Source organism: Micromonospora sp. IBSANI012 (assembly GCF_052814045.1).
On record NZ_CP199933.1, the window covers coordinates 801,167 to 822,335 of the forward strand.

Consider the following 21,169-nt stretch of genomic DNA (forward strand, 5'->3'; position numbering starts at 1 on the left):
CCGGCGCGGGGTCACGCCGCTGGCTGGCCGAGCAGGGTGCGGACGCCGGCGAGGTAGCTGCGGCGGTCCGGCCGGCCGGTGAGCACCTTCTGCATCAGGTAGCCCGGGACCAGGCCGAACAGCGCGGTGCCGACGGCCTCGGGGTCGGCGTCCGGGGGCAGCTCGCCCGTCTCCCGGGCCCGCCGGGCCAGCAGCGTGAAGCGGTCCCGGAAGCCGCTGTACGTCGCGTTCACGAACGTCGCCAGCGCCGGGTCGCGCAGCGACTCGCTCCACACCTGGATCGCCAGCGGCAGGATGCCGTCCTCGCCGGACTGCGCGTCGACGTAGGTCAGTGCCCGGTCCAGCGCCTCGACCAGGGGCAGCGGCGGCTCGGCGGCGGCCAGCTCGGCGAAGACCGCGTCCGCCCCGCCGATCACCGACTGGGCGATCGAGGTGATCAGGTCGTTCTTGCTCGGGAAGTAGCGGTAGACCGCGCCCACCGACAGCCCCGCTTCGTTTTAAGGAGTGGGCATGTCCCGGTCACCCCGGTCCCCGATGCTGCTCGCCGTGCTGGCCGCCGTCCTCGCGGTGGCGGCGCAGGCGTTGCTCGTACCCCTCTTCGCGGGGCCTGCCGCGAGCCTGGCACCGCGCGACCTGCCGGTCGCCGTCGCCGGGCCGGCGCCGGCCAGCGCGGAACTGGCCGGCCGGCTGGCGGCGGCCCGTCCCGGCGCCTTCACCGTCACCGAACTGCCGGACGCCGCCGCGGCCGACCGGGCGCTGCGCGACCGCGAGGTGTACGCCGCCTTCGTCGTCGGCCCCGACGGCGTCGGGCTGCACACCGCCCCGGGCGCGAGCCCCACCGTGGCGGCCCTGCTCACCGAGGCCGCGGCCGGGCTCTCCGGCGGACGGCCGGTGTCGGTCACGGCGGTGGTGCCGGCCGACCCGGACGACCCGCGCGGGGCCGGCTTCGCCGCCGGTTTCCTGCCGCTGGCGCTGACCAGCATGCTCGTCGGCGTCCTGCTCACCGTCCTGGTCACCGGCCGGCGCGCCCGGCTGGTCGGGCTGCTCGGCTACGCCCTGCTCGCCGCGCTGGTCGGCACCGCCGTGCTGCACGGCTGGCTCGGGGTGATCGGGGGCGAGCCGGCGGTCGAGGCCGCGGCGATCGGGCTCTTCGCGCTCGCCGCCGCCGGTGCCGTCGCCGGGCTGGGCGCGCTGCTCGGCGGCCCCGGGCTCTGCCTCGGCGCGCTGCTGGTCTTCCTGGTCGGCAACCCGCTCTCCGCGGTCAGCGCCGCGCCGGAGCTGCTGCCGCAGCCGTGGGGCGCCGTCGGGCAGTTCCTGCCGGTCGGGGCCGGCGGTACGCTGCTGCGCTCGGCCGCCTTCTTCGACGGTGCGGGCGCGGGCCGCGCCGTCGCCGTGCTGGCCGGCTACGCGGTGCTCGGGATCGGTCTGGTGCTGCTCGGCCGGCGCAGCTCGCCCCGGCCGGCCGCCGCCGAGATCACGGTATGAGCTCAGCCCGGCGGGGCGGCTACTACAAACTGTCGTTGATGGGGGAGGATGGCCGGCGTGGAAGCTCTTCGGCTGGTACTTCTCTACGTCCATCTGATCGGGTTCGCGCTGCTGCTCGGCGGCGCGGTCGCCCAGTACGTCAGCGGCCGGCTGCGGATCAACGCGGCCATGCTCTGGGGCTCGGTGATCGGTCTGCTCACCGGCATCGGGCTCTCCGCCCCGCTGCGCGACGGCGACGAGCCGGCCCCGGCGAAGCTTGTTACCAAGTTGGTGCTGGCTCTGCTGATCTTCGTAATGGTCTTCTTCTCCCGGAAGCGGGATCAGGTCGCCCGCGGGCACTTTCTCGCTATCGTCGGGTTGACGCTGCTCAACGCCGCTGTCGCGGTGTTCTGGCGGTAGCCGCCCGGACCCGCTCGCGGGCCCGGGGAAAGGGACTTTCGGGACAGCGGACGGGTCACATATCAGCACTCTGAGTGATCTGCCCCACGCCCGGGTTACGCCCGGATAACAGGCGTTCAACAGTCGTGCACGATTGGCGGCCGGTGGGTGGGCGCGGGCGTACGCTCCCGTCCGTAACGTGGGATGCCGGCAGCACAGCGCTGGTCGGTTCAAGGGCTGCCACCGCACGAGGCGCGGTGTGCAATGGAAGGAGACGTCTTGCGCTCTGTGCGTGGGATGCGGATCGCCTCCGCGATCGCGGCGGGTGGGCTCGTGCTGGGCGCCGCCGCGTGTGGTGAGGCCCCCAAGGACGACAACAACGCCGGCAACGGCGCCAAGAAGTACAGCGCCTGCATGGTGACCGACGTCGGCGGCATCGACGACAAGTCGTTCAACACCTCCGCCTGGAAGGGTCTCCAGGAGGCCAAGAAGGCGAACGACAACATCGACATCAAGAACGTCCAGTCGAAGGCCGAGGCCGACTACGAGGTCAACCTCAACGGCTTCGTCAACCAGAAGTGCGACTTCATCCTGGCCGTCGGTGGCCTGATGTCCGACGCCACCAAGAAGGCCGCCGCGGCGCACCCGGACCAGCAGTTCGGCATCGTCGACGCGAACCCGGGCGTGGACAACGTCTACCCGATGCAGTTCGACACCGCGCAGGCCGCCTTCCAGGCCGGCTACCTGGCCGCCGGGATGAGCAAGTCCGGCAAGGTCGGCACCTACGGTGGCCTGCCGATCCCGCCGGTCACCATCTTCATGGACGGTTTCGCCGACGGCGTGGCCCACTACAACAAGGCCAAGGGCAAGAACGTCCAGGTGCTGGGCTGGGACAAGGCGACCCAGAAGGGTTCCTTCACCAACGACTTCGTCAAGCAGGACGAGGGCAAGAAGGTCTCCGACACCCTGGTCGCTCAGGGCGCGGACATCATCATGCCGGTCGCCGGTGGCGCGGGCCTCGGCACCACCGCAGCGGCCCAGGCCTCGGGCGGCAAGTTCTCGGTGGTCTGGGTCGACGTCGACGGCTGCGAGAGCACCCCGAACTGCGGCGCGCTGCTGACCACGGTCGTCAAGAACATCCCGGACGCCGTCAAGGAGGCCGTGCTCAAGGCCGCCGGTGGCGAGAAGCTGCAGTCCAAGCCGGGCTTCGTCGGCAACCTGGCCAACAACGGCGTCTCGATCGCCCCGTACCACGACTTCGAGAGCAAGGTCCCGGCCGAGCTCAAGGCCGAGGTCGACAAGATCAAGGCGGACATCGCCGCCGGCACCATCACGGTCACCTCGAAGGCCCAGCCGACCAAGTGACCGCCTCCCCGGCCACCGCGATGGGATCATCGGCAGCGGAGGCCGGCGGGCACCAGGCATGACGATCGGCCGCCTCGGCGTACGTGGGACAACCCGCGTGCGCCGGGGCGGCCGATCCGCTCCACCCGCGGCCGGCCCCGTCGGCCGGCCGACCGGCAGCTAGGCTGCACCATCGCTCGCACTCCAGGAGGTTGCGCTGAGACTCGAACTGCGCGGCATCACCAAGCGGTTCGGTGATCTGGTCGCCAACGACCACATCGACCTGACGGTGGAGCCTGGAGAGATCCACGCCCTGCTCGGCGAGAACGGCGCCGGCAAGTCGACCCTGATGAACGTGCTCTACGGGCTCTACCAGCCCGACGAGGGCGAGATCCTGGTCGACGGCCAGCCGCTGAAGCTGAAGGGCCCCTCCGACGCGATCGCGGCCGGGATCGGCATGGTGCACCAGCACTTCATGCTGGTGCCGGTCTTCACGGTCGCCGAGAACATCATGCTCGGCGCCGAGCAGGTCAGGGGCGGCATTGCCGGTTTCCTCGACCGCCGGCGGGCCCGCCGCGAGGTCGCCGAGGTCTCCGAGCGGTACAACCTGCGGGTCGACCCGGACGCGGTGATCGAGGACCTGCCGGTCGGCATCCAGCAGCGGGTGGAGATCGTCAAGGCACTCACCCGCGACGTCGACCTGCTCATCCTGGACGAGCCGACCGCGGTGCTCACCCCGCAGGAGACCGAGGAACTGCTCACGGTCATGCGGTCGCTCAAGGCCGCCGGGAAGTCGATCGTCTTCATCACCCACAAGCTCGGCGAGGTCAAGGCCATCGCCGACCGGATCACCGTGATCCGGCGCGGGAAGACCGTCGGCACGGCCTCCCCGGAGGCGAGCCGGGACGAGCTGGCCGCGCTGATGGTGGGGCGCAGCGTCCGGCTCACCGTGGACAAGAAGGCGGCCACCCCCGGCAAGCCGATGCTCCAGGTCGCCGGCCTGGTGGTCGACGACGACCGGCAGATCCGCGCGGTGGACGGCGTCGACCTGACCGTGCACGCGGGCGAGGTGCTCGGTGTCGCGGGTGTGCAGGGCAACGGCCAGACCGAGCTGATCGAGGCGATCATGGGGCTGCGCCCCACCCTCGCCGGCACGGTCACCCTCGACGGCCAGGCGGTGCACGGCTGGTCGACCAAGAAGGTGCTCCGCGCCGGGGTCGGCTACGTGCCCGAGGACCGCAGCGTGGACGGCCTGGTCAAGGAGTTCTCCGTGGCGGAGAACCTGGTCCTTGACATCTACGACCGGCCGCCGTTCGGCAAGGGCCTGTCGCTGAAGCCGGACGCCATCGCGAAGTCGGCGAAGGAGCGGATCGAGCAGTTCGACGTCCGTACCTCCTCGGCCGACGCCCCGGTGGGCACCCTCTCCGGCGGCAACCAGCAGAAGGTGATCGTGGCCCGGGAGCTGTCCCGGCCGCTGAAGCTCTTCATCGCCGCCCAGCCCACCCGCGGCGTCGACGTCGGCTCCATCGAGTTCATCCACAGCCGGGTGATCCGGGAGCGGGACATCGGCACCGCCGTCATGGTCGTCTCCAGCGAGCTGGACGAGGTGATCGGGCTGGCCGACCGGATCGCGGTGATGTACCGCGGCCGGATCATCGGCATCGTCGGGCCGGACACCCCCCGCGAGGAGATCGGCCTGCTGATGGCCGGCATCACCCCGGACGCGGCCGCCCCGGGCGGGGCGACCTCCGACGGCGAAGCGACCCCCGGCACCCCGGCCGCGAGCGGCGGCACGACGGCGGCTCCGGCCCCCGAGGGCCCTGGTAGCGAGGACAAGGCATGACCAACCCCAACCCCGGCTCGGGCTCCCCGGACAAGGAGTCGGCGACCGAGGCGAACACGGCGGCGCACGCGGCCGGCGACACCAACCGTGCCGCCGCGATGACCGCCCCGAAGCTCCCGGAGCCGGCGCCCCGGCCCTCGCTGGGCCGGCTGTTCCTGGAAAACCTCTGGGCCGCCAACACCGTCATGGTCACCGTGCTGGCGCTGGTGCTGGCCATGGTGATCGGTGCGATCCTGATCATCGTGTCGGATCCGGAGGTGCTGGCCACCTACAGCTACATCACCGCCCGCCCGGCCGACGCGCTGAACGCCAGCTGGACCGTGGTCAGCGAGGCGTACGCGAACCTGTTCAAGGGTGCCGTCCTCGACCCGGACGCGGTCGGCTTCTCGGCCGCGCTCGGGCCGATCTCGGAGACGCTCACCTACACCGCGCCGCTGGCCTTCACCGGCCTGTCGGTGGCGCTGGCCTTCCGCGGCGGCCTGTTCAACATCGGCGCCCAGGGCCAGGCGACGATGGGCGTCATCCTGGCGGCGGTCGCCGGCTTCGCGCTGCCGCTGCCGCCGGTGGTACACCTGCTCGTCGCGTTGATCGCCGGTGCCGTCGGCGGTGCGATCTGGGGCTTCATCCCCGGCATCCTCAAGGCGCGGACCGGCGCGCACGAGGTGATCAACACGATCATGCTCAACTACGTCGCGGTCTACTTCCTGTCCTGGATCATCGTCCAGAACGGGGTGCAGAACCCGGACCGGTCGGACGCGATCAGCAAGCCGGTCGACTCCTCCGCACAGCTGCCCCGGCTGCTCGGCTCCGACCTGCGAGTGCACGCCGGCATCCTGCTGGCGGTCCTCGTCACCTGGTTCGTGGCCTGGCTGCTCAACCGCTCCACGCTCGGCTTCGAGCTGCGGGCCGTCGGCGCCAACCCGGACGCCGCGCGGACCGCCGGCATCAGCGTCACCCGGACGTACGTGCTGGTGATGGTGATCTCCGGCCTGCTCGCCGGCCTCGGCGGCAGCCAGATGGTGCTGGGTTCGACGGCGAACGCGTTGACCCCGCTGGTGGTCGCGCAGATCGGCTTCGACGGCATCCTGGTGGCGCTGCTCGGCCGGGTGAAGCCGTGGGGTGTGCTGCTCGCGGCGTTGCTCTTCGGCGCGCTCCAGGCCGGCGGCAACCGGATGCAGTCGTACTCGGGGATCTCGCTGGAGCTGGTGACAGTGCTCCAGGCGCTGATCGTCATCTTCATCGCCGCGCCGGCCCTGGTGAAGGCGATCTTCCAGCTCCGGGCCGCCCGCGCCGCCCGGTTGCAGACGAGCCTGGCGAAGGGCTGGTAAGGCATGTCCACCACCGCTGTCCCCGATGTCGCCGTCGCGACGGTCGACGAGGGATTCTGGACCCGCACCCGCAAGGTCGGCGCGGTCCTGCTGGCGCTGGGTGTGCTCGCCGCCGTGCTCTTCGGGGCGCTCGCCACCAGCCAGCAGGCCCGCTTCACCCTCAGCGAGACCGAGGGCGGCGCCGCCCTGGAGATCAACGGCACGGTCGGCGCGATCCTCTTCGGGATCATCGCCGCCGCCGCCGGAGCGGCCCTGCTGGCCGGCATCCCGAAGCGCTGGTTCACCCTGGTGCTCGGCGTCGGGCTGGTCGCCTTCGTGCTGAGCTTCCTGTGCTGGCAGGTCTCCGCCGCCCCCGAGGGGCGCAACTTCATGCCGCTGGTCAACATCGTCCGGGGTACGTTCATCCTGGCCCTGCCGCTGATCTTCGGCGCGCTGGCCGGGGTGCTCTGCGAGCGCTCCGGCGTGGTGAACGTGGCCATCGAGGGGCAGCTGCTGATGGGTGCCTTCAGCGGGGCGCTCTTCGGCAGCATCTCCGGCAACGTCTGGGTCGGCCTGGTCGCCGCCGCGATCGGCGGCGCGCTGATCTCGCTGCTGCTGGCCGTCTTCGCGATCCGATACCTGGTCGACCAGGTGGTCATGGGCATCGTGCTGAACCTGCTGGCGCTCGGCGTCACCGGTTTCCTCTACGAGCGGCTGATGCAGACCCAGGCGGAGAAGTACAACAGCGCGCCGCGCTTCTCCAACTGGGAGATCCCGCTGCTCAAGGACATCCCGCTGCTCGGCCCGGCGCTGTTCCGCGGCAACATCTTCCTCTACCTGGGCCTGCTGCTGGTGCTGGTCATCCACATCGCGCTGTTCCGCACCCGGTGGGGCCTGCGGACCCGCTCGGTGGGTGAACACCCGACCGCGGCGGACACCCTCGGCGTCAAGGTGCTGGGGCTGCGCTACCGCAACGTGCTGATGGCCGGCATGGTCGCCGGGATCGGTGGCGCCTCGTACACGCTGGCGCTCTACTCGTTCACCAAGAACATGATCGGCGGTAAGGGCTTCATCGCCCTGGCCGCGCTGATCTTCGGCCGGTGGAGCCCGACCGGTGCGCTGCTCGCCGCGCTCTTCTTCGGCTTCGCCGACCAGCTCGGCACGTACCTCGGGGCGATCGGCAGCAGCATCCCCAGCCAGTTCCTGGCGATGCTGCCGTACCTCGCGACGATCCTGGCGGTGGCCGGCCTGGTCGGCCGGGTGCGGGCGCCCGCGGCGGACGGGAAGCCGTACATCAAGGGCTGAGCCTTCGGCAGAAGCCAGATCCGTGCCCGGTGGGGAAATCCCCGCCGGGCACGATCGTTCCCGGGCCGGGGCGGGGGCGGGCGGGTGTCGGCGGACACCAGGGGTACCCCTTCCCGCGCCCGACCAGGCTGACTTGGGCAGAATGGTGGGATGACCGAGATCGACTGGGAGCGACTGCGGGCCGCCGCCACCGAGGTGATGCGGCACGCGTACGTGCCGTACTCGAAGTTCCCGGTCGGGGCGGCCGCCCTGGTCGACGACGGCCGGGTGGTGACCGGCTGCAACGTGGAGAACGCCGCGTACGGCGTCACGCTCTGCGCCGAGTGCGGCGTGGTCTCCGCCCTGCACGCCAGCGGGGGTGGCCGGCTCGTCGCGATGTCCTGCGTCGACGCCACCGGCGAGCCGCTGATGCCGTGCGGGCGCTGCCGGCAGCTGCTCTGGGAGAACGGCGGGCCCGAGTGCCTGGTCGAGTCCAAGGGCCGGCCGCTGCGCATGGCGGAGCTGCTGCCGCACGCCTTCGACGTGGCCGACATCGAGGCGGTGACCGGGGAGCAGCCGGTCCCGGTGGTGCCGGAGCGGCTGGCCGCCTGGCGCGGGCGGGGCACCGTCTTCGTGCACCCCGACATGTCCGCCGGGCAGCAGGTCTGGACGGCGTACTGGGAGCGGTCGGCGGGGGACGCCGAGGGCGCCGAGACCGGGGTGCTGGAGGAGGGCCCGAGCTGGGACGAGCCCGCCGAGGCGATCACCTGGGGGCACGCCCGGACGCCCCGGGTGGTGGTGGTCGACGCGAGCGGCACCATCTTCTGGGCCGGCGAGGGGGAACCGCCGATGGAGATCCCCACCCGCTGGCCCGCAGGCTGAACCCCTGCGCGGCGTACCGCCGATCAGCAGAACCAAGACAAGCAGAGGAACTCGACGATGAGTGCGTTCACGGCGGTCGACGTCATCCGTACCAAGCGGGACGGGGGAGTGCTGAGCGACGCCCAGATCGACTGGGTGGTCGACGCGTACACCCGGGGGCTGGTCGCGGACGAGCAGATGTCGGCGCTGGCCATGGCGATCCTGCTGCGCGGGATGACCCCGCCGGAGATCGCCCGGTGGACCGCCGCGATGATCGCCAGCGGCGAGCGGCTGGACCTCTCGCCGGTGTCCCGGCCGACCGTGGACAAGCACTCCACCGGCGGCGTCGGTGACAAGATCACCCTGCCGCTCACCCCGCTGGTCGCGGCCTGCGGTGGCGCGGTGCCGCAGCTGTCCGGGCGCGGCCTGGGGCACACCGGCGGCACGCTGGACAAGCTGGAGTCGATCCCCGGCTGGCGGGCGGCGCTGAGCAACGACGAGTTCATCTCCCAGCTGCGCGAGGTCGGCGCGGTGATCTGCGCGGCCGGCGAAGGGCTGGCCCCGGCCGACCGCAAGCTGTACGCGCTGCGCGACGTCACCGGCACCGTCGAGGCGATCCCGCTGATCGCCAGCTCGATCATGAGCAAGAAGATCGCCGAGGGCACCGGCGCGCTGGTGCTCGACGTCAAGGTCGGTTCCGGCGCGTTCATGAAGTCCGTCGACGACGCGCGGGAACTGGCCCGGACGATGGTGGAGCTGGGTGGAGCGCACGGCGTGCGGACCGTCGCCCTGCTCACCGACATGTCCACCCCGCTCGGCCTGACCGTCGGCAACGCGGTCGAGGTGACCGAGTCGGTGGAGGTGCTGGCCGGGGGCGGCCCGGCCGACGTGGTGGAGCTGACCCTGGCGCTAGCCCGGGAGATGCTGGACGCGGCCGGCCTGCGGGACGCCGACCCGGCCGAAGCGCTGCGCGACGGGCGGGCGATGGACGCCTGGCGCAGGATGATCCTCGCCCAGGGCGGCGACCCGGACGCGCCGATGCCGACCGCCAACGAGGTCGAGGTGGTCCGCGCCCAGGCCGACGGCTTCGTCGAGTCCGTCGACGCGTACGCGATCGGGGTGGCCGCGTGGCGGCTCGGCGCCGGGCGGGCCCGCAAGGAGGACCCGGTCAGCGCCGCCGCGGGCGTGGTGCTGCACAAGCGGCCCGGCGACCCGGTCCGGGCCGGCGACCCGCTCTACGAGCTCCGCGCCGACCAGGCCACCCGGATCCCGGCGGCGCGGGCCGAGGCCGAGCTGGCGGTCCGCCTGGCGCCCACCGCGCCGACCCCGTCGTCGCTGGTCATCGAGCGGATCGGCTGAACGGCCGACCGCCCGCGACCGGTCGGCCGGTGGGGGAACCTCGGCATGGTGCCGACCCGCCACGGGCGCTATTCTCCCAGCCCAGGGGGAGAGGTCGGCGGTGACGCCGGCGCGAGCAGACAGGGACTTCGACCGTGTTGGTACCCGCCCCCGATCCCCGGGAAGTCCGTGAGGCGAGCCTGGACGAGCTGTCCCGGTTGCGCCTGCCGTTGCCGCCTCCCCAGTTTCCGCTGGTGTGGGAGCCGGGCGACGAGATCGAGTTGCGTCCCACCGGGGAGATCGAGGCGCGGATCGCGGTCCTGCACCTGATCCTGGCCCGCTGCTTCGGGATGCCGCCGCAGGCGGCGATGAGCTGGCTGCTCGACTCGCACCTGGTCGAGATGCTCACCCCGCCCGAGTGGCAGTTCGTGATGGGCGGCAAGGGCGACCACCGCTCGTTCGTGCTGCATCACGACGCGCTCTTCTCGCTGGCCTGGGTGCTCGGCCTGAGCAAGCAGCTCGACCCGACCATCCCGGTCGACGAGCGGCTGGTGGAGCGGATGCCGCACCTCGTCGGCGGGGAGACGTTCGGCCAGTGGCGGGTCAGGATCCTGGCCGCGCCGCAGCACCCGGCCGACGCCGCCGCCCTGCTCGATCTGCACTACTGCCTGGACTGGGCGTACCTGGAGGCGGAGAAGCGTGGTCAGCCGCTGCCGGGGCTGGTCGACGCCAACGCGATCGGCCAGCGGCGCTGGGCGCTGGAGTGGGCGGTGATGCTGCGCGGGCCGTACCACGACGAGCCGCCGGGCTGGGAAGAGGTCGACCTCTCCACCTGAGCCAAGGTCAGCGCGGCCGCCAGACGGTGAGCCGGACGGCGGCGGTGACCGCGACCGGCTCCGGCAGCGCGGCGATCCGGGCGGCGAGCCGTTCCGGGTCGGTGTGCCAGGCGCTGGGGCCCATCCCGACCAGGGTCGCCACCTCGGCCCGGCTCAGCCGTAGCCGGGCGGTGTGCGCGGCGCCGCGCTCCTCGGTGAAGTGACCGGCCAGGCTGTCGGCGACCCGGTCCGCCTTGGCCGGGTCCACCCGCAGCAGATCGAGCGCGTCGACCAGCTCGGCGAGGTGCGCGTCGGTCGGGGTGACCACCAGCAGCGCCCCGGCCGGGTCGAGGACCCGGTGGAACTCGGCGCCGTTGCGCGGGGCGAAGACGTTCAGCAGCACGGCGGTCGAGGCGTCGGCGAGCGGCAGCCGCTGCCAGGTGTCGGCCAGCGCCGCCGCGGCCCTCGGGTGGGCCCGGGCCGCGCGGCGCAGCGCCGGCTTGGAGACGTCCAGGGCCAGCCCCACCGCGTCGGGCAGCGCCGCCAGTACCGCGGCGAGGTGCCGGCCGGTCCCCGCCCCGGCGTCCACCACCAGCGGGTACGGCTCGCCGTCCGCCCGCCGGCCGTCGCTCGTCGGGCCGACGACCAGGGTGGCCGCCTCGGCCAGCGCGGCGGAGATGACGTCGTAGTGCCCGGCGGCCAGGAAGTCCGCCCGGGCGGCGACCATGTCGGCGGTGTCCCCGACGTGCGGGGCGCGGCCGGTGAGCAGGTTGACGTACCCCTGCCGGGCGACGTCGAAGCTGTGCCGGCGCGGGCAGCGCAGCGCGCGGGTGTCGGGGGCCGTGGCCAGCGGTTCGGCGCAGACCGGGCAGCGCAGCCGGGCCAGCACGGCCGGGTGCATCCCGGCCCTGGGCTGCTCGGGCGGGTGCGGCGCGGTCACCCGGTGAGCCTACGTGAGCGGCTCGCGGCCCCGGCCGGACGCGCGTTGGACGTCGCCGCTTCCGGCCAGCCGGTCGACGACCCGGTGGGTGAACCGGTCGAGCGCGGCCAGCTCGTCCGGCTCCAGCAGGTCGATCAGGTGCCGGCGGACGGCGGCGACGTGGCCGGGGGCGGCGGCCTCGATCGCCCGTCGGCCTTCGGCGGTGAGCACCACCACCGAGCCACGGCCGTCGGTGGCGCACTCCTCGCGAATGACCAGCCCGCGCTGCTGCATCCGGCTCAGGTGGTGGGAGAGGCGGCTGCGCGACCAGAGCATCCGGTCGGCCAGCTCGCCCAGCCGCAGCCGTCCGTCCGGCGCCTCGGAGAGGTCGGAGAGCACGTCGTAGTCGGGCTCGGAGAGCCCGGCGTCGCGCATCAGGTCGCGGGCCAGCTGGAGGTCGAGCAGCCGGCGCATCCGGCGGTAGCCCCGCCAGGCGCGGTCCTCCCGGTCGTCCAGCCAGCGGGGTGCGTCCATGGCGGCCAGCCTAGCCGGATGGTTGACACGTCATCCACATCGCTCCTAGGTTGGTGACATGTCAACAAGATTGTGGGAGCTCTTCGGTGAGCGGGGTCGCGGCGTGCTGGTGACGCTGCGCCGCGACGGCCGGCCCCAGCTGTCCAACCTCGACTACCTCGCCGAGCCGGGTCTGATCCGCTGCTCGACCGTCGGCGACCGGGCCAAGGCGCGCAACCTGCGGCGCGACCCCCGGGCCAGCTTCCACGTCACCACGGCCGACGGCGGCGCGTACGCCGTCGCCGAAGGGATCGCCACCCTCACTCCGCCCGCCGCGACCGAGGACGACGCCACCGTCGAGGAGCTGGTCGAGGTCTACCGCCGGATCCGGGGCGAGCACCCCGACTGGGCGGAGTACCGGGCGGCGATGGTCGCCGACGGTCGCCTGGTGATCCGACTGGCCGTCGAGCGCGTCTACGGCTGGCGGCCCTGACCGGGTCCGCGGTCGCGCCCCGTGCCGCGACAGTGGACCCGGTCGACGGGTCGGCTCAGCGGGGCGTCCTCGCGCCCGCCGTCGGCTCGTCGAACGACCGGTACGGCCCGGCGACCACGCAGCCCGGCCCAGGCAGCCGGTAGAACTGCCAGCCCGCCAGGTAGCTGCCGTTGATCTCCTGCGGGCGCAGGTGGACGGCGAGCATCAGCCCCTCCGGGATCCGGTCCGGGTGGATGAGCACACCCCCGGGCGCGGGCAGGGTGACGGGCCCCTTCGAACCGAAGCCGACGGAGATGTCGAGGGGTACCGGATCGCCCCGGTCCTGCCGTGGGCAGTCGGCCTCCGAGCGCGTCGTCACCAGCACGGCCCGGGCACCCACCCGGCGCAGTTCGGCGTTGGCCGCGGTCGGGTCGGCCATGTCGTCCTGCCGTACGAGCACCGTGCCGTCCGGACCGGCCGTCGGCCCGCCCGTGGGAGCGGTGCCGGAGACGCCGGGGTCGGGCTGCTCGACGTGGCCGGTGAGGGCCACGGCCCCGCCTGCGGCGGCCAGGGTGGCCAGCCCCACCGCGGCCAGCGCCAGACGTCGACGTGCCGCGGTCACCGATCGCCGGCGCGCCGGGGCGATCTCCCGCAGCAGCGCGTCACGGCGTACGCGGACCCGTTCGGTGGGCAGGTGCGGCAGGTCCGGGCGGAGCGGACTGTGGTCCATCGGATCGGTCCTCCATCGCGAGGTCGGCGAGCACGCCGGTGCGCAGCTGACGGTGCGCCCGGGCCAGGCGGGACTTGACGGTGCCCAGCGGAATGCCGAGCGTGACGGCGGCCTCGGCCTGGGTCTGTCCGAGCCAGACGCAGGCCTCCACCACCTCCCGGTCCCGGCGGGCGAGCCCGGCGAGGTGGCGGTGCACGGCGGCGACCCGTCGCTCGGCGTCCACCCGCTCGACGACCGCGTCGGCGTGGTCGGCGGCGGGCTCGGGCGGCGGCACCCGGTCCAGCGCGGCCCGGTGCCGCCGCAGCGACCGGTGGTGGTTGCGGCTGACGCCCAGCGCGATGCCGTAGAGCCAGGGCAGGACGCTCGCGCCGTACGGCACCATCGCCCGTCTTCGCCGCCAGGCCTCCAGGAACACCACCGAGACCAGGTCCTCCGCGGCCGACCACGCCCCCGTACGCCGCAGGCAGTAGCCGAACACCGCGTCCGCGTGCCGCTCGAAGAGCGTGCCGAAGGCCGTGGTGTCACCGTCGAGGCTCCGGGCCCAGAGCTCTCGGTCGTCAGTCATGTCGCGCCCTCCCTGCCCCTGTCATGTCCGTACGGGGTGGTGCGGTTCACGGCGACGCGCCGCCCGGCGGTCCCGTCCCGGGGCCGGTCGGGGGCTGGCTAGGGTCTGAGCATGGTCGCAATCCGATACGAGGACATCGTCAAGGTCCCCAAGGCGCTGCTGCACGATCATCTCGACGGCGGCCTGCGGCCGGCGACGGTCGTCGAACTCGCCGCCGAGGTCGGTCACGAGCTGCCCACCACCGACCCGGAGGCGCTCGGCCGTTGGTTCGTGGAGGCGGCGAACTCGGGTTCGCTGGAGCGCTACCTGGAGACCTTCGCGCACACCGTCGCCGTCATGCAGACCGCGCCGGCGCTGCGCCGGGTGGCCCGGGAGTGCGCGCTCGACCTGGCCGCCGACGGGGTGGTCTACGCCGAGGTGCGGTTCGCCCCGGAGCAGCACCTGGAGCAGCACCTCACCCTGGACGAGGTGGTCGAGGCGGTGGTGGCCGGCTTCGTCGAGGGCAGCGAGCAGGCCGCCGCGGCCGGCACGCCCATCCGGGTCGGCACCCTGCTGACCGCGATGCGGCACGCCGCGCGCTCGCAGGAGATCGCCGAGCTGGCGGTGCGGCACCGGGACACCGGGGTGGTCGGCTTCGACATCGCCGGCGCCGAGGCGGGCTTCCCGCCCACCCGCCACCTGGACGCCTTCGAGTACCTGCAGCGGGAGAACTTCCACTTCACCATCCACGCCGGCGAGGCGTTCGGGCTGCCCTCGATCTGGCAGGCCATCCAGTGGTGCGGCGCGGACCGGCTCGGGCACGGGGTGCGGATCGTCGACGACATCACCCTCGGGCCGCCGCCGGTGCTCGGCCGGCTGGCCGCGTACGTGCGGGACAAGCGCATCCCGCTGGAGCTCTGCCCGTCGTCGAACGTGCAGACCGGCGCCGCCGCGTCGATCGCCGACCACCCGATCGGGCTGCTGCGCGACCTGCGGTTCCGGGTCACGGTCAACACCGACAACCGGCTGATGAGCGGCACCTCGATGTCCCGGGAGATGGCGCTGCTGGTGAACGCCTTCGGCTACGGCTGGAAGGAGCTCCAGTGGTTCACCATCAACGCCATGAAGAGCGCCTTCATCCCATTCGACGAGCGGCTGCGGATCATCGACGAGGTGATCAAGCCGGCGTACGCGAAGCTGCTGCCCTGATCAGTGGTGCGGGTGGCTGGCGACCAGGCCGGCCACCCGCCGCAGCACGTCGCGCGCGCGGGCGGCCTCGGCGCCCAGCCCGGTCTGCCGGCGCATAACCGCCGGTTCGGCGCGCAGCAGCGCCACCCCGCGCCGCAGCAGGACCTTCGGCGCCTTGCGCTGCTCGGCCAGGTCGCGGGTCAGCCGGCGGACGAAGGTCGCGCCGCGCGGGCGCCGCAGCGCGTACGCCCCGGCCAGCAGCCCTCGGCGGCGGCACTCCTCGACGATCTCGGCGGCGAAGATCCCTTCGGCGACGAAAAGTGGCGATCCGGCCACCTCGAATGGCCGGGTGGCCACCCGTCGGTCGGCACCGATCGCATAAACCGGCACTTCGGCCTTGCCCTCCTCGGCCAGTCGGGCAATTGTTTCCACGGCCGTCCCGGCGTCCCACGAGTCGGGCGAGTCCCAGTCCACCTGTCCGTTCTGGCGCGGCAACGTAGGGTCATCGCCGTCCTTGTAGAAGTCGTCCAGGCAGAGCACCGGAAGTCCGGTTCGTTGGGCTATATACGACTTTCCGGAGCCGGAGGGGCCAGCGAGCAGGACAACGCGGTGACGGTATTCCATTACGTTCGGTAACTCCGGCCAGACGGATTGCTATCAAATTGCATCAACATCTCATCACACCTTCGGCGACCGCCAACCTGGGCTTTCTCTTTCAGGGGCGGCGTGATGGAATCTCGGGGGTCCGACCCGCCGGGTCGGTCGCTGGGCGTTGCCCGTGGCAACGCGGGACGCTGCAATCGCGAGGGCGGTGACGTGAGCAAACGGCCGAAGACGGCGGGCTCCTTCCTGTCGCGGCTACGCCGGCCAGCTGGCCGGCTCCGCGACATGCCGATCTGGTCCAAGCTCGGTCTCATCATGATCGTGCCGACCATCGCCACGGTCGTCGTGGGCACCAGTGGTCTGGTGGACCACCTGCAGACGCTCAACAATGCCAACCGGGCGGGCGACCTGGCCAACCTGGTCGGGTACTCGGGTGACCTGGTCAACAGCCTTCAGGACGAGCGCACCGCCGCCGTCCTGCTGCTGGGCGCGCCGAAGGGCCAGGCCCGGGAGCAGTACCAGGAGGCGTACAACCGGGTCAACCAGCGGGTCGAACAGGCCAAGGCGCCGTACTCGCAGCAACGGCTGGAGATCGATGATCTCCCGGCCAGCCTCGAGACGCTGCTGGACCGGATCGACCAGGAGCTGAGCGACCTGCCCGGCACCCGGAGCCAGGTCTACAACGGCAAGCTCAGCCTCAGCGACGCGGTCGGCTCGTACCAGGGCCTGATCGAAGAGCTGATCAGCGTCCGGGACTCGGCCACCCAGCTCGCCGGCGACAACGACCTGAGCGACCGGATGCGGGCCGCCGCCGCCGTCGCGCGGACCAAGGAGTTCCTGTCGCTGCGCCGCGTCGCGGGGCACCGGGTTCTCCTCCAGAAGGCGTACATCGCCCCGCTGCGCGACGACTTCATCGCCAGCCAGAAGGGCGAGCAGCTGGCGCGGCAGACCTTCCAGTCGGTCGCCAACCAGTCCGAGCGTGAGCTGTACCAGCAGACCGTCGCCGGCTCCGACCTGCGCCAGGCGGAGGCCTACAGCGGCTTCATCAAGTCCCGCGACACCGAGAGCATCGCCGGGGTCGACTTCGGCACGGACCAGTGGGACGCGGCAATGGTCGCCAACGCCGCGCTGATCCGTACCGTCGAGGTCAAGCTCGACGGCAACGTGGTCCGGCAGGCCGACGAACTCCGCTCCGACGTGCAGCGCCAGGTCTTCCTGGAGACCGGCCTGCTGCTGAGCATGCTGCTGCTGGCGATCCTCTTCGCGTACCTGGTCGCCCGGTCGATGGCCCGCTCCCTGCGCGAACTGCGCCAGGGCGCCCTGTCCATCGCCCAGTACGGCCTGCCGCAGGCGGTGGCCCGGCTGCGCGACCCGCAGCTCAGCGGCCAGCTCTCCCCGGCGCAGCTGGCCAACCAGATCGCCGAGCCGCTGCCGGTGCGCAGCAAGGACGAGTTCGGCCAGGTGACCGAGGCGTTCAACGCGGTCCACCTGGAGGCGGTCCGCACCGCCGCCGAGCAGGCCGCACTGCGCTCCTCCGTCGCGACGATGTTCGTCAACCTCGCCCGCCGTTCGCAGATCCTGGTCGACCGGCTGATCGGTCACCTCGACCGGCTGGAGCGCGGCGAGGAGGACCCGGACCGCCTGGCCGAGCTCTTCCAGCTCGACCACCTGGCCACCCGGATGCGCCGCAACGACGAGAACCTGCTGGTCCTCGCCGGCGCCGACTCCACCCGGGTGCAGCGCGAGCCGGCCGCCCTGATCGACGTGCTGCGCGCCGCGCAGTCCGAGGTCGAGCACTACACCCGGATCGAGTTCGGGATCATCGACCGGGACATCGAGGTCGCCGCGCACGCGGTCAACGACATGGTGCACCTCGTCGCCGAGCTGTTCGACAACGCGACCGCGTTCTCGCCGCCGGACTCGCAGGTCATGGTCGAGGCGCGCCGCATCGGCGACCGGGCCACCCTCTACGTCGAGGACCACGGCATCGGCATCAGCCGGGAGCAGCTTGGCGACCTCAACGAGCGGCTCGCCACGCCGCCCCAGGTCGACGTCGCCGTCTCCCGGATGATGGGCCTGGTCGTGGTCGCCCGGCTGGCCTCGCGGCACGGCGTCAAGGTCGAGCTGCGTCCCGGCTCCGACCGGGGCACGGTGGCCGAGGTCACCATGCCCACCTCCGTGCTGGTCCCGCGGGCACTCACCGGTCGCGGCCAGCCCGCCCCGGCGCTGCCCGCGGGCACGCCCGGCCCGCAGCAGTTCGGTGCGGCCCCGACCTTCGGCGCGGCTCCGGCCTTCGGCGCGCTGCCCGCGCTGGGCAACGGCCCGGCGCCGACCCCGCGTACCGGCGAGTCCGGCAACCAGGTCACCCTCGGCGGTCGGGCGTTCGACCCGGCCCCGCACAACGGCTCGCCGGCCAACGCCGGCGGGGGGCGCTCCATGCCGGCCTGGTCGGACCTGACCGGCGCCAGCGCGCCCAACGGCAACGACGGCTTCACGCCCCGCTCCTCCAACGGCCAGCAGATCGACCCGCTGCCGCAGCGACGGTCCGGCGACATCGACCCGGTCACCGGCCAGCAGCCGGTGATCCCGCGGCAGCTGCCGAGCAGCCCGGAGGCTCGCCCCTACAGCGCGCCGCCGGTCCCGCCGGTGTCCGCGCCGCCGCTCCCGCCGGTCTCCGGCGCCCCGGTCTCGGGTTACCCGGTCTCCGGCAACCCGGTCTCCGCCTCGCCGTACTCGGGCCCGCCGGTGTCGGCCTCGCCGTACTCCGGTCCGCCGGTCTCGGCCTCGCCGTACTCCGCTCCGCCGGCCTCGCCGTACTCGGGGCACCCGGTCTCCGCCCAGCCGTACTCGGGTCATCCCGTGTCGGCCGCCCCGGTCTCCGCCCAGCCGGCGTCCGCGCCGCCCCGGCAGAGCCCGCCGAGCCCGGCCGCTCCGCCGGCCTGGCCGCCGGTGCCGAACCAGGAGCAGGCCGCCCCGCCGGTGCCCGAGCGGCTCGCCGCCGCGCTGGACATGACCACGGAGCTGCCCCGGGTGGCGCGCCCCGAGCCGACCCAGCAGACCGCGCCGGCCACCCCGCCGGCCGTGCGGCAGCCGACCGCACACCCCGCCGCGCCGCAGGTCCGCGCGGGGCAGCCGGCCCCGGTGAACCGGCCGCCGACTCCGCAGGAGACGGCGAACCGGCAGCGGTACGCGGACGAGACGATGGAGCTGCCGATCTTCCGGGAGCTCGAGTCGGCCTGGTTCCGTACCTCCCGCAAGCCGGGTCCGGAGGAGGCCGCCGCTGCCGCCGCGGCTGCCAGGCCGGCGGCCAACGGAACCGCGACCCAGCAGATGCCCGCCGTCGACGCCGCCGGTCGCCCCGTCCCGAACACCGCACCACGGACGACAGGTAACGCACCGATGGCAAACACTCCGACGGCCGGAGGGACGCCGCGCGACAACGGCTCGGCGACCAACGGCGGCGGCCGCCCGGGTCAGGCCGAGGCTCTGCCCACCCGGCGGCCCACCGCCCCGCAGTCGGCCGGCTGGCGGACCGCGGCCGACGACGGCTGGCGTGCCGCCGTGGCGGCCTCCGAGGTGCCGGTGGCGGCCACCACCGAGACCGGTCTGCCGAAGCGGACGCCGATGGCCCAGCTCGTCCCGGGCGCGGTGGAGAAGCCGACCACCTCGGTGCAGCGGCGTACACCCGAGGCGGTGCGCGGTCTGCTGTCGGCCTACCACCGCGGCGTGCAGCGCGGGCGCAGCAACCCCTCGGACAGCAACCCCACCAGCTCGGAGGCAACTCCGGGAGGGCAGCAATCCTCGCAGTCTGGCTCCGGCCCGGCGGCCGGTAGCGGGCAGAAGGAGCAAGAAGGATGACAACTACGCAGGATCTCGGTTGGCTCCTCGCCAACTTCGCCGACCGGGTGCCCGGTGTCGCGCACGCGGTCGCCGTCTCCGCCGACGGCCTGCTCCTCGCGTCGTCACGGGACCTGCCGCGCGACCGGGCCGACCAGTTGGCCGCCATCGCCTCCGGTCTGGTCAGCCTCACCCAGGGCGCGGCCCGCTGCTTCGAGGGTGGCGCGGTGTTGCAGACCGTCGTCGAGATGGACAACGGCTTCCTGTTCCTGATGTCCATCTCCGACGGTTCCTCCTTCGCGGTGCTGGCCGCCCGCAGCTCTGACGTGGGCCAGGTCGGCTACGAGATGGCCCTGCTGGTCGACCGGGTGGGCGACGCGCTGACCCCGCAGCCCCGCACGGCCGTCGGGATGATGGGCTGACCGAGCTGACCACCGGGTCGGCACGGCAGCAACGACACGACAACAACGACGGGTTCCACCGGGCGAGAGCCGGTGCCGGGTACGAAGGAGGTGAGCGGCGACATGGCCGATCGTGACGAGCCAACCGGAGCGTTGGTCCGTCCATACGCCGTGACCCGTGGTCGTACCCGTCCCCGGCTCGACATCGCCATGGAGGCGCTCGTCGAGACGACGGTGCGCGGTCGCGCCGCTGCCAGTGGCAACGGCGGCCAGGGCCGCGAACACCAGTACATCGCCGCGCTGTGTGACGGACGCGTGCAATCGTTGGCCGAGATCGCGGCGCGAATGCAGCTTCCGCTGGGTGTGGCCCGGGTGCTCATCGCCGACATGGCGACGGATGGCCTGGTCGCGGTCCACGAGCCGACCATCCTGGACGACTCCGACGACGCGGTGGGCACTGAACTGCTGGAGAGGGTGCTGAGTGGACTTCGCAGGCTCTGACATGTCGCACCGGCCGCCGGCCCCGAGCGGGCGCGTGACGTCGGCGAAGATCGTTATCGCCGGTGGATTCGGCGTCGGCAAGACGACCTTGGTCGGCTCGGTCTCGGAGATCACGCCGCTGACCACCGAGGCCATCATGACCTCCGCGGGCGTGGGCGTCGACGACACCCGGCAGGTGCCGGGCAAGACGACGACCACGGTGGCGATGGACTTCGGCCGGATCTCGATCGACCGGGACCTGATCCTGTACCTGTTCGGTACGCCGGGCCAGACGCGGTTCTGGTTCATGTGGGACGAGCTGGTACGCGGCGCGATCGGCGCCGTCGTCCTGGTCGACACCCGCCGGCTGGCCGACTGCTTCGCGGCGATCGACTTCTTCGAGCACCGGCGGCTGCCGTACCTGGTGGCCATCAACTGCTTCGACGGGATGCAGTACCACGACCCGCAGGACGTCCGGGACGCGCTGGCGATCTCGACGGACGTGCCGGTGGTGGCCTGCGACGCCCGGAACCGGGAGTCGACCAAGCACGTGCTGATCTCGCTGGTCGAGTACGTGCTGACCATGCGTCGCTCGCGCGCGGTCGCCCCGGCCTGACCGGCCTCGACGCGCCCGGTGGCGGCTTCGGCCGACGCCGGGCGCGTCTGCGCGTCCTCGTCCGGTCGGGACTGGAGGTGTCGGCGGGCAGCCGCCTGCTGACCCGGTCCCGAGTGGACGCACCGACAGCCCCGAGCACCGTGGCCCCGCACGCGCCGCAGCCCCGCGCGCCGGCGGTGCCGGTGCCCGGGGCTGCGGGTGGGAAGAGGGT

Annotated in this window: 21 protein-coding genes; 15 read left to right on the forward strand and 6 right to left on the reverse strand. The window is 72.8% G+C overall.

Translation table 11 applies throughout. The features are described 5' to 3' along the window. Positions 1-11 precede the first annotated feature (11 nt). The gene (locus tag ACTWM8_RS03975; RefSeq protein ID WP_446212596.1) at positions 12-479 is read right to left on the reverse strand and encodes a TetR/AcrR family transcriptional regulator; all 468 of its coding nucleotides are present in this window, start codon (positions 477-479) and stop codon (positions 12-14) included. 31 nt (positions 480-510) lie between these two features. Here ACTWM8_RS03975 and ACTWM8_RS03980 point away from each other — a divergent pair, with 31 nt between their 5' ends. The 9 genes from ACTWM8_RS03980 to ACTWM8_RS04020 all read left to right on the forward strand — a co-directional run bounded on the left by ACTWM8_RS03980 (position 511) and on the right by ACTWM8_RS04020 (position 10,676). Next, positions 511-1,485: a hypothetical protein gene (locus tag ACTWM8_RS03980; RefSeq protein WP_446212597.1), complete on the forward strand. Its 975-nt coding sequence runs from the start codon at positions 511-513 to the stop codon at positions 1,483-1,485. 57 nt (positions 1,486-1,542) lie between these two features. Then, complete coding sequence (locus ACTWM8_RS03985) at positions 1,543-1,884, forward strand: hypothetical protein (RefSeq protein ID WP_446212598.1); 342 nt, start codon at positions 1,543-1,545, stop codon at positions 1,882-1,884. Between the two features lie 276 nt (positions 1,885-2,160). Continuing rightward, positions 2,161-3,228 (forward strand): BMP family lipoprotein, encoded by a 1,068-nt coding sequence (locus ACTWM8_RS03990; RefSeq protein WP_446214461.1) that lies wholly within the window; start codon positions 2,161-2,163, stop codon positions 3,226-3,228. A 268-nt stretch (positions 3,229-3,496) separates the two neighbouring features. Beyond that, complete coding sequence (locus ACTWM8_RS03995; protein ID WP_446212599.1) at positions 3,497-5,050, forward strand: ABC transporter ATP-binding protein; 1,554 nt, start codon at positions 3,497-3,499, stop codon at positions 5,048-5,050. Further along, positions 5,047-6,378 (forward strand): ABC transporter permease, encoded by a 1,332-nt coding sequence (locus ACTWM8_RS04000; protein ID WP_446212600.1) that lies wholly within the window; start codon positions 5,047-5,049, stop codon positions 6,376-6,378. The genes ACTWM8_RS03995 and ACTWM8_RS04000 overlap by 4 nt, the downstream gene beginning before the upstream one ends. 3 nt (positions 6,379-6,381) lie before the next feature. Then, positions 6,382-7,662: an ABC transporter permease gene (locus ACTWM8_RS04005; protein WP_446212601.1), complete on the forward strand. Its 1,281-nt coding sequence runs from the start codon at positions 6,382-6,384 to the stop codon at positions 7,660-7,662. Positions 7,663-7,812: 150 nt separating this feature from the next. Then, on the forward strand, positions 7,813-8,523 hold the full coding sequence (locus tag ACTWM8_RS04010; RefSeq protein WP_088964039.1) for a cytidine deaminase: 711 nt from the start codon (positions 7,813-7,815) through the stop codon (positions 8,521-8,523). 57 nt (positions 8,524-8,580) lie between these two features. Beyond that, positions 8,581-9,861: a thymidine phosphorylase gene (locus ACTWM8_RS04015; protein ID WP_446212602.1), complete on the forward strand. Its 1,281-nt coding sequence runs from the start codon at positions 8,581-8,583 to the stop codon at positions 9,859-9,861. 134 nt (positions 9,862-9,995) lie between these two features. Continuing rightward, entirely contained in the window at positions 9,996-10,676 is a 681-nt protein-coding gene (locus ACTWM8_RS04020; RefSeq protein WP_446212603.1) for a DUF4272 domain-containing protein, read from the forward strand. Positions 10,677-10,683: 7 nt separating this feature from the next. On the opposite strand, the gene ACTWM8_RS04025 is transcribed toward ACTWM8_RS04020, so the two are convergent. Further along, on the reverse strand, positions 10,684-11,556 hold the full coding sequence (locus tag ACTWM8_RS04025; protein ID WP_446214462.1) for a putative RNA methyltransferase: 873 nt from the start codon (positions 11,554-11,556) through the stop codon (positions 10,684-10,686). Positions 11,557-11,604: 48 nt separating this feature from the next. Further along, positions 11,605-12,108: a MarR family winged helix-turn-helix transcriptional regulator gene (locus ACTWM8_RS04030; protein ID WP_446212604.1), complete on the reverse strand. Its 504-nt coding sequence runs from the start codon at positions 12,106-12,108 to the stop codon at positions 11,605-11,607. A 58-nt stretch (positions 12,109-12,166) separates the two neighbouring features. Here ACTWM8_RS04030 and ACTWM8_RS04035 point away from each other — a divergent pair, with 58 nt between their 5' ends. Beyond that, a complete protein-coding gene (locus ACTWM8_RS04035; RefSeq protein ID WP_446212605.1) occupies positions 12,167-12,580 on the forward strand; it encodes a PPOX class F420-dependent oxidoreductase in 414 nt (137 codons plus the stop codon). A 55-nt stretch (positions 12,581-12,635) separates the two neighbouring features. Here ACTWM8_RS04035 and ACTWM8_RS04040 read toward each other — a convergent pair whose 3' ends face one another. Continuing rightward, the gene (locus tag ACTWM8_RS04040) at positions 12,636-13,289 is read right to left on the reverse strand and encodes a hypothetical protein (protein ID WP_446212606.1); all 654 of its coding nucleotides are present in this window, start codon (positions 13,287-13,289) and stop codon (positions 12,636-12,638) included. Further along, positions 13,222-13,854 (reverse strand): RNA polymerase sigma factor, encoded by a 633-nt coding sequence (locus tag ACTWM8_RS04045; protein ID WP_446212607.1) that lies wholly within the window; start codon positions 13,852-13,854, stop codon positions 13,222-13,224. The genes ACTWM8_RS04040 and ACTWM8_RS04045 overlap by 68 nt, the downstream gene beginning before the upstream one ends. A gap of 111 nt (positions 13,855-13,965) precedes the next feature. Between ACTWM8_RS04045 and ACTWM8_RS04050 the strand changes: the two genes are divergently transcribed. Next, entirely contained in the window at positions 13,966-15,042 is a 1,077-nt protein-coding gene (locus ACTWM8_RS04050; protein WP_446212608.1) for an adenosine deaminase, read from the forward strand. Here ACTWM8_RS04050 and ACTWM8_RS04055 read toward each other — a convergent pair whose 3' ends face one another. Beyond that, positions 15,043-15,561 (reverse strand): ATP-binding protein, encoded by a 519-nt coding sequence (locus ACTWM8_RS04055; protein ID WP_446212609.1) that lies wholly within the window; start codon positions 15,559-15,561, stop codon positions 15,043-15,045. It lies immediately after the preceding gene. A 276-nt stretch (positions 15,562-15,837) separates the two neighbouring features. Between ACTWM8_RS04055 and ACTWM8_RS04060 the strand changes: the two genes are divergently transcribed. From ACTWM8_RS04060 to ACTWM8_RS04075, 4 genes are all read left to right on the forward strand, one after another. Beyond that, positions 15,838-19,482: a nitrate- and nitrite sensing domain-containing protein gene (locus ACTWM8_RS04060; RefSeq protein ID WP_446212610.1), complete on the forward strand. Its 3,645-nt coding sequence runs from the start codon at positions 15,838-15,840 to the stop codon at positions 19,480-19,482. After that, complete coding sequence (locus tag ACTWM8_RS04065; protein WP_132186590.1) at positions 19,479-19,883, forward strand: roadblock/LC7 domain-containing protein; 405 nt, start codon at positions 19,479-19,481, stop codon at positions 19,881-19,883. Before ACTWM8_RS04060 ends, ACTWM8_RS04065 begins: the two co-directional genes overlap by 4 nt. Before the next feature lie 102 nt (positions 19,884-19,985). Continuing rightward, positions 19,986-20,363, forward strand: coding sequence for a DUF742 domain-containing protein (locus ACTWM8_RS04070; protein ID WP_088964879.1), 378 nt, complete (start codon positions 19,986-19,988; stop codon positions 20,361-20,363). A gap of 1 nt (position 20,364) precedes the next feature. Beyond that, entirely contained in the window at positions 20,365-20,958 is a 594-nt protein-coding gene (locus ACTWM8_RS04075) for a GTP-binding protein (protein ID WP_088964027.1), read from the forward strand. The last annotated feature ends 211 nt before the right edge of the window (positions 20,959-21,169 follow it).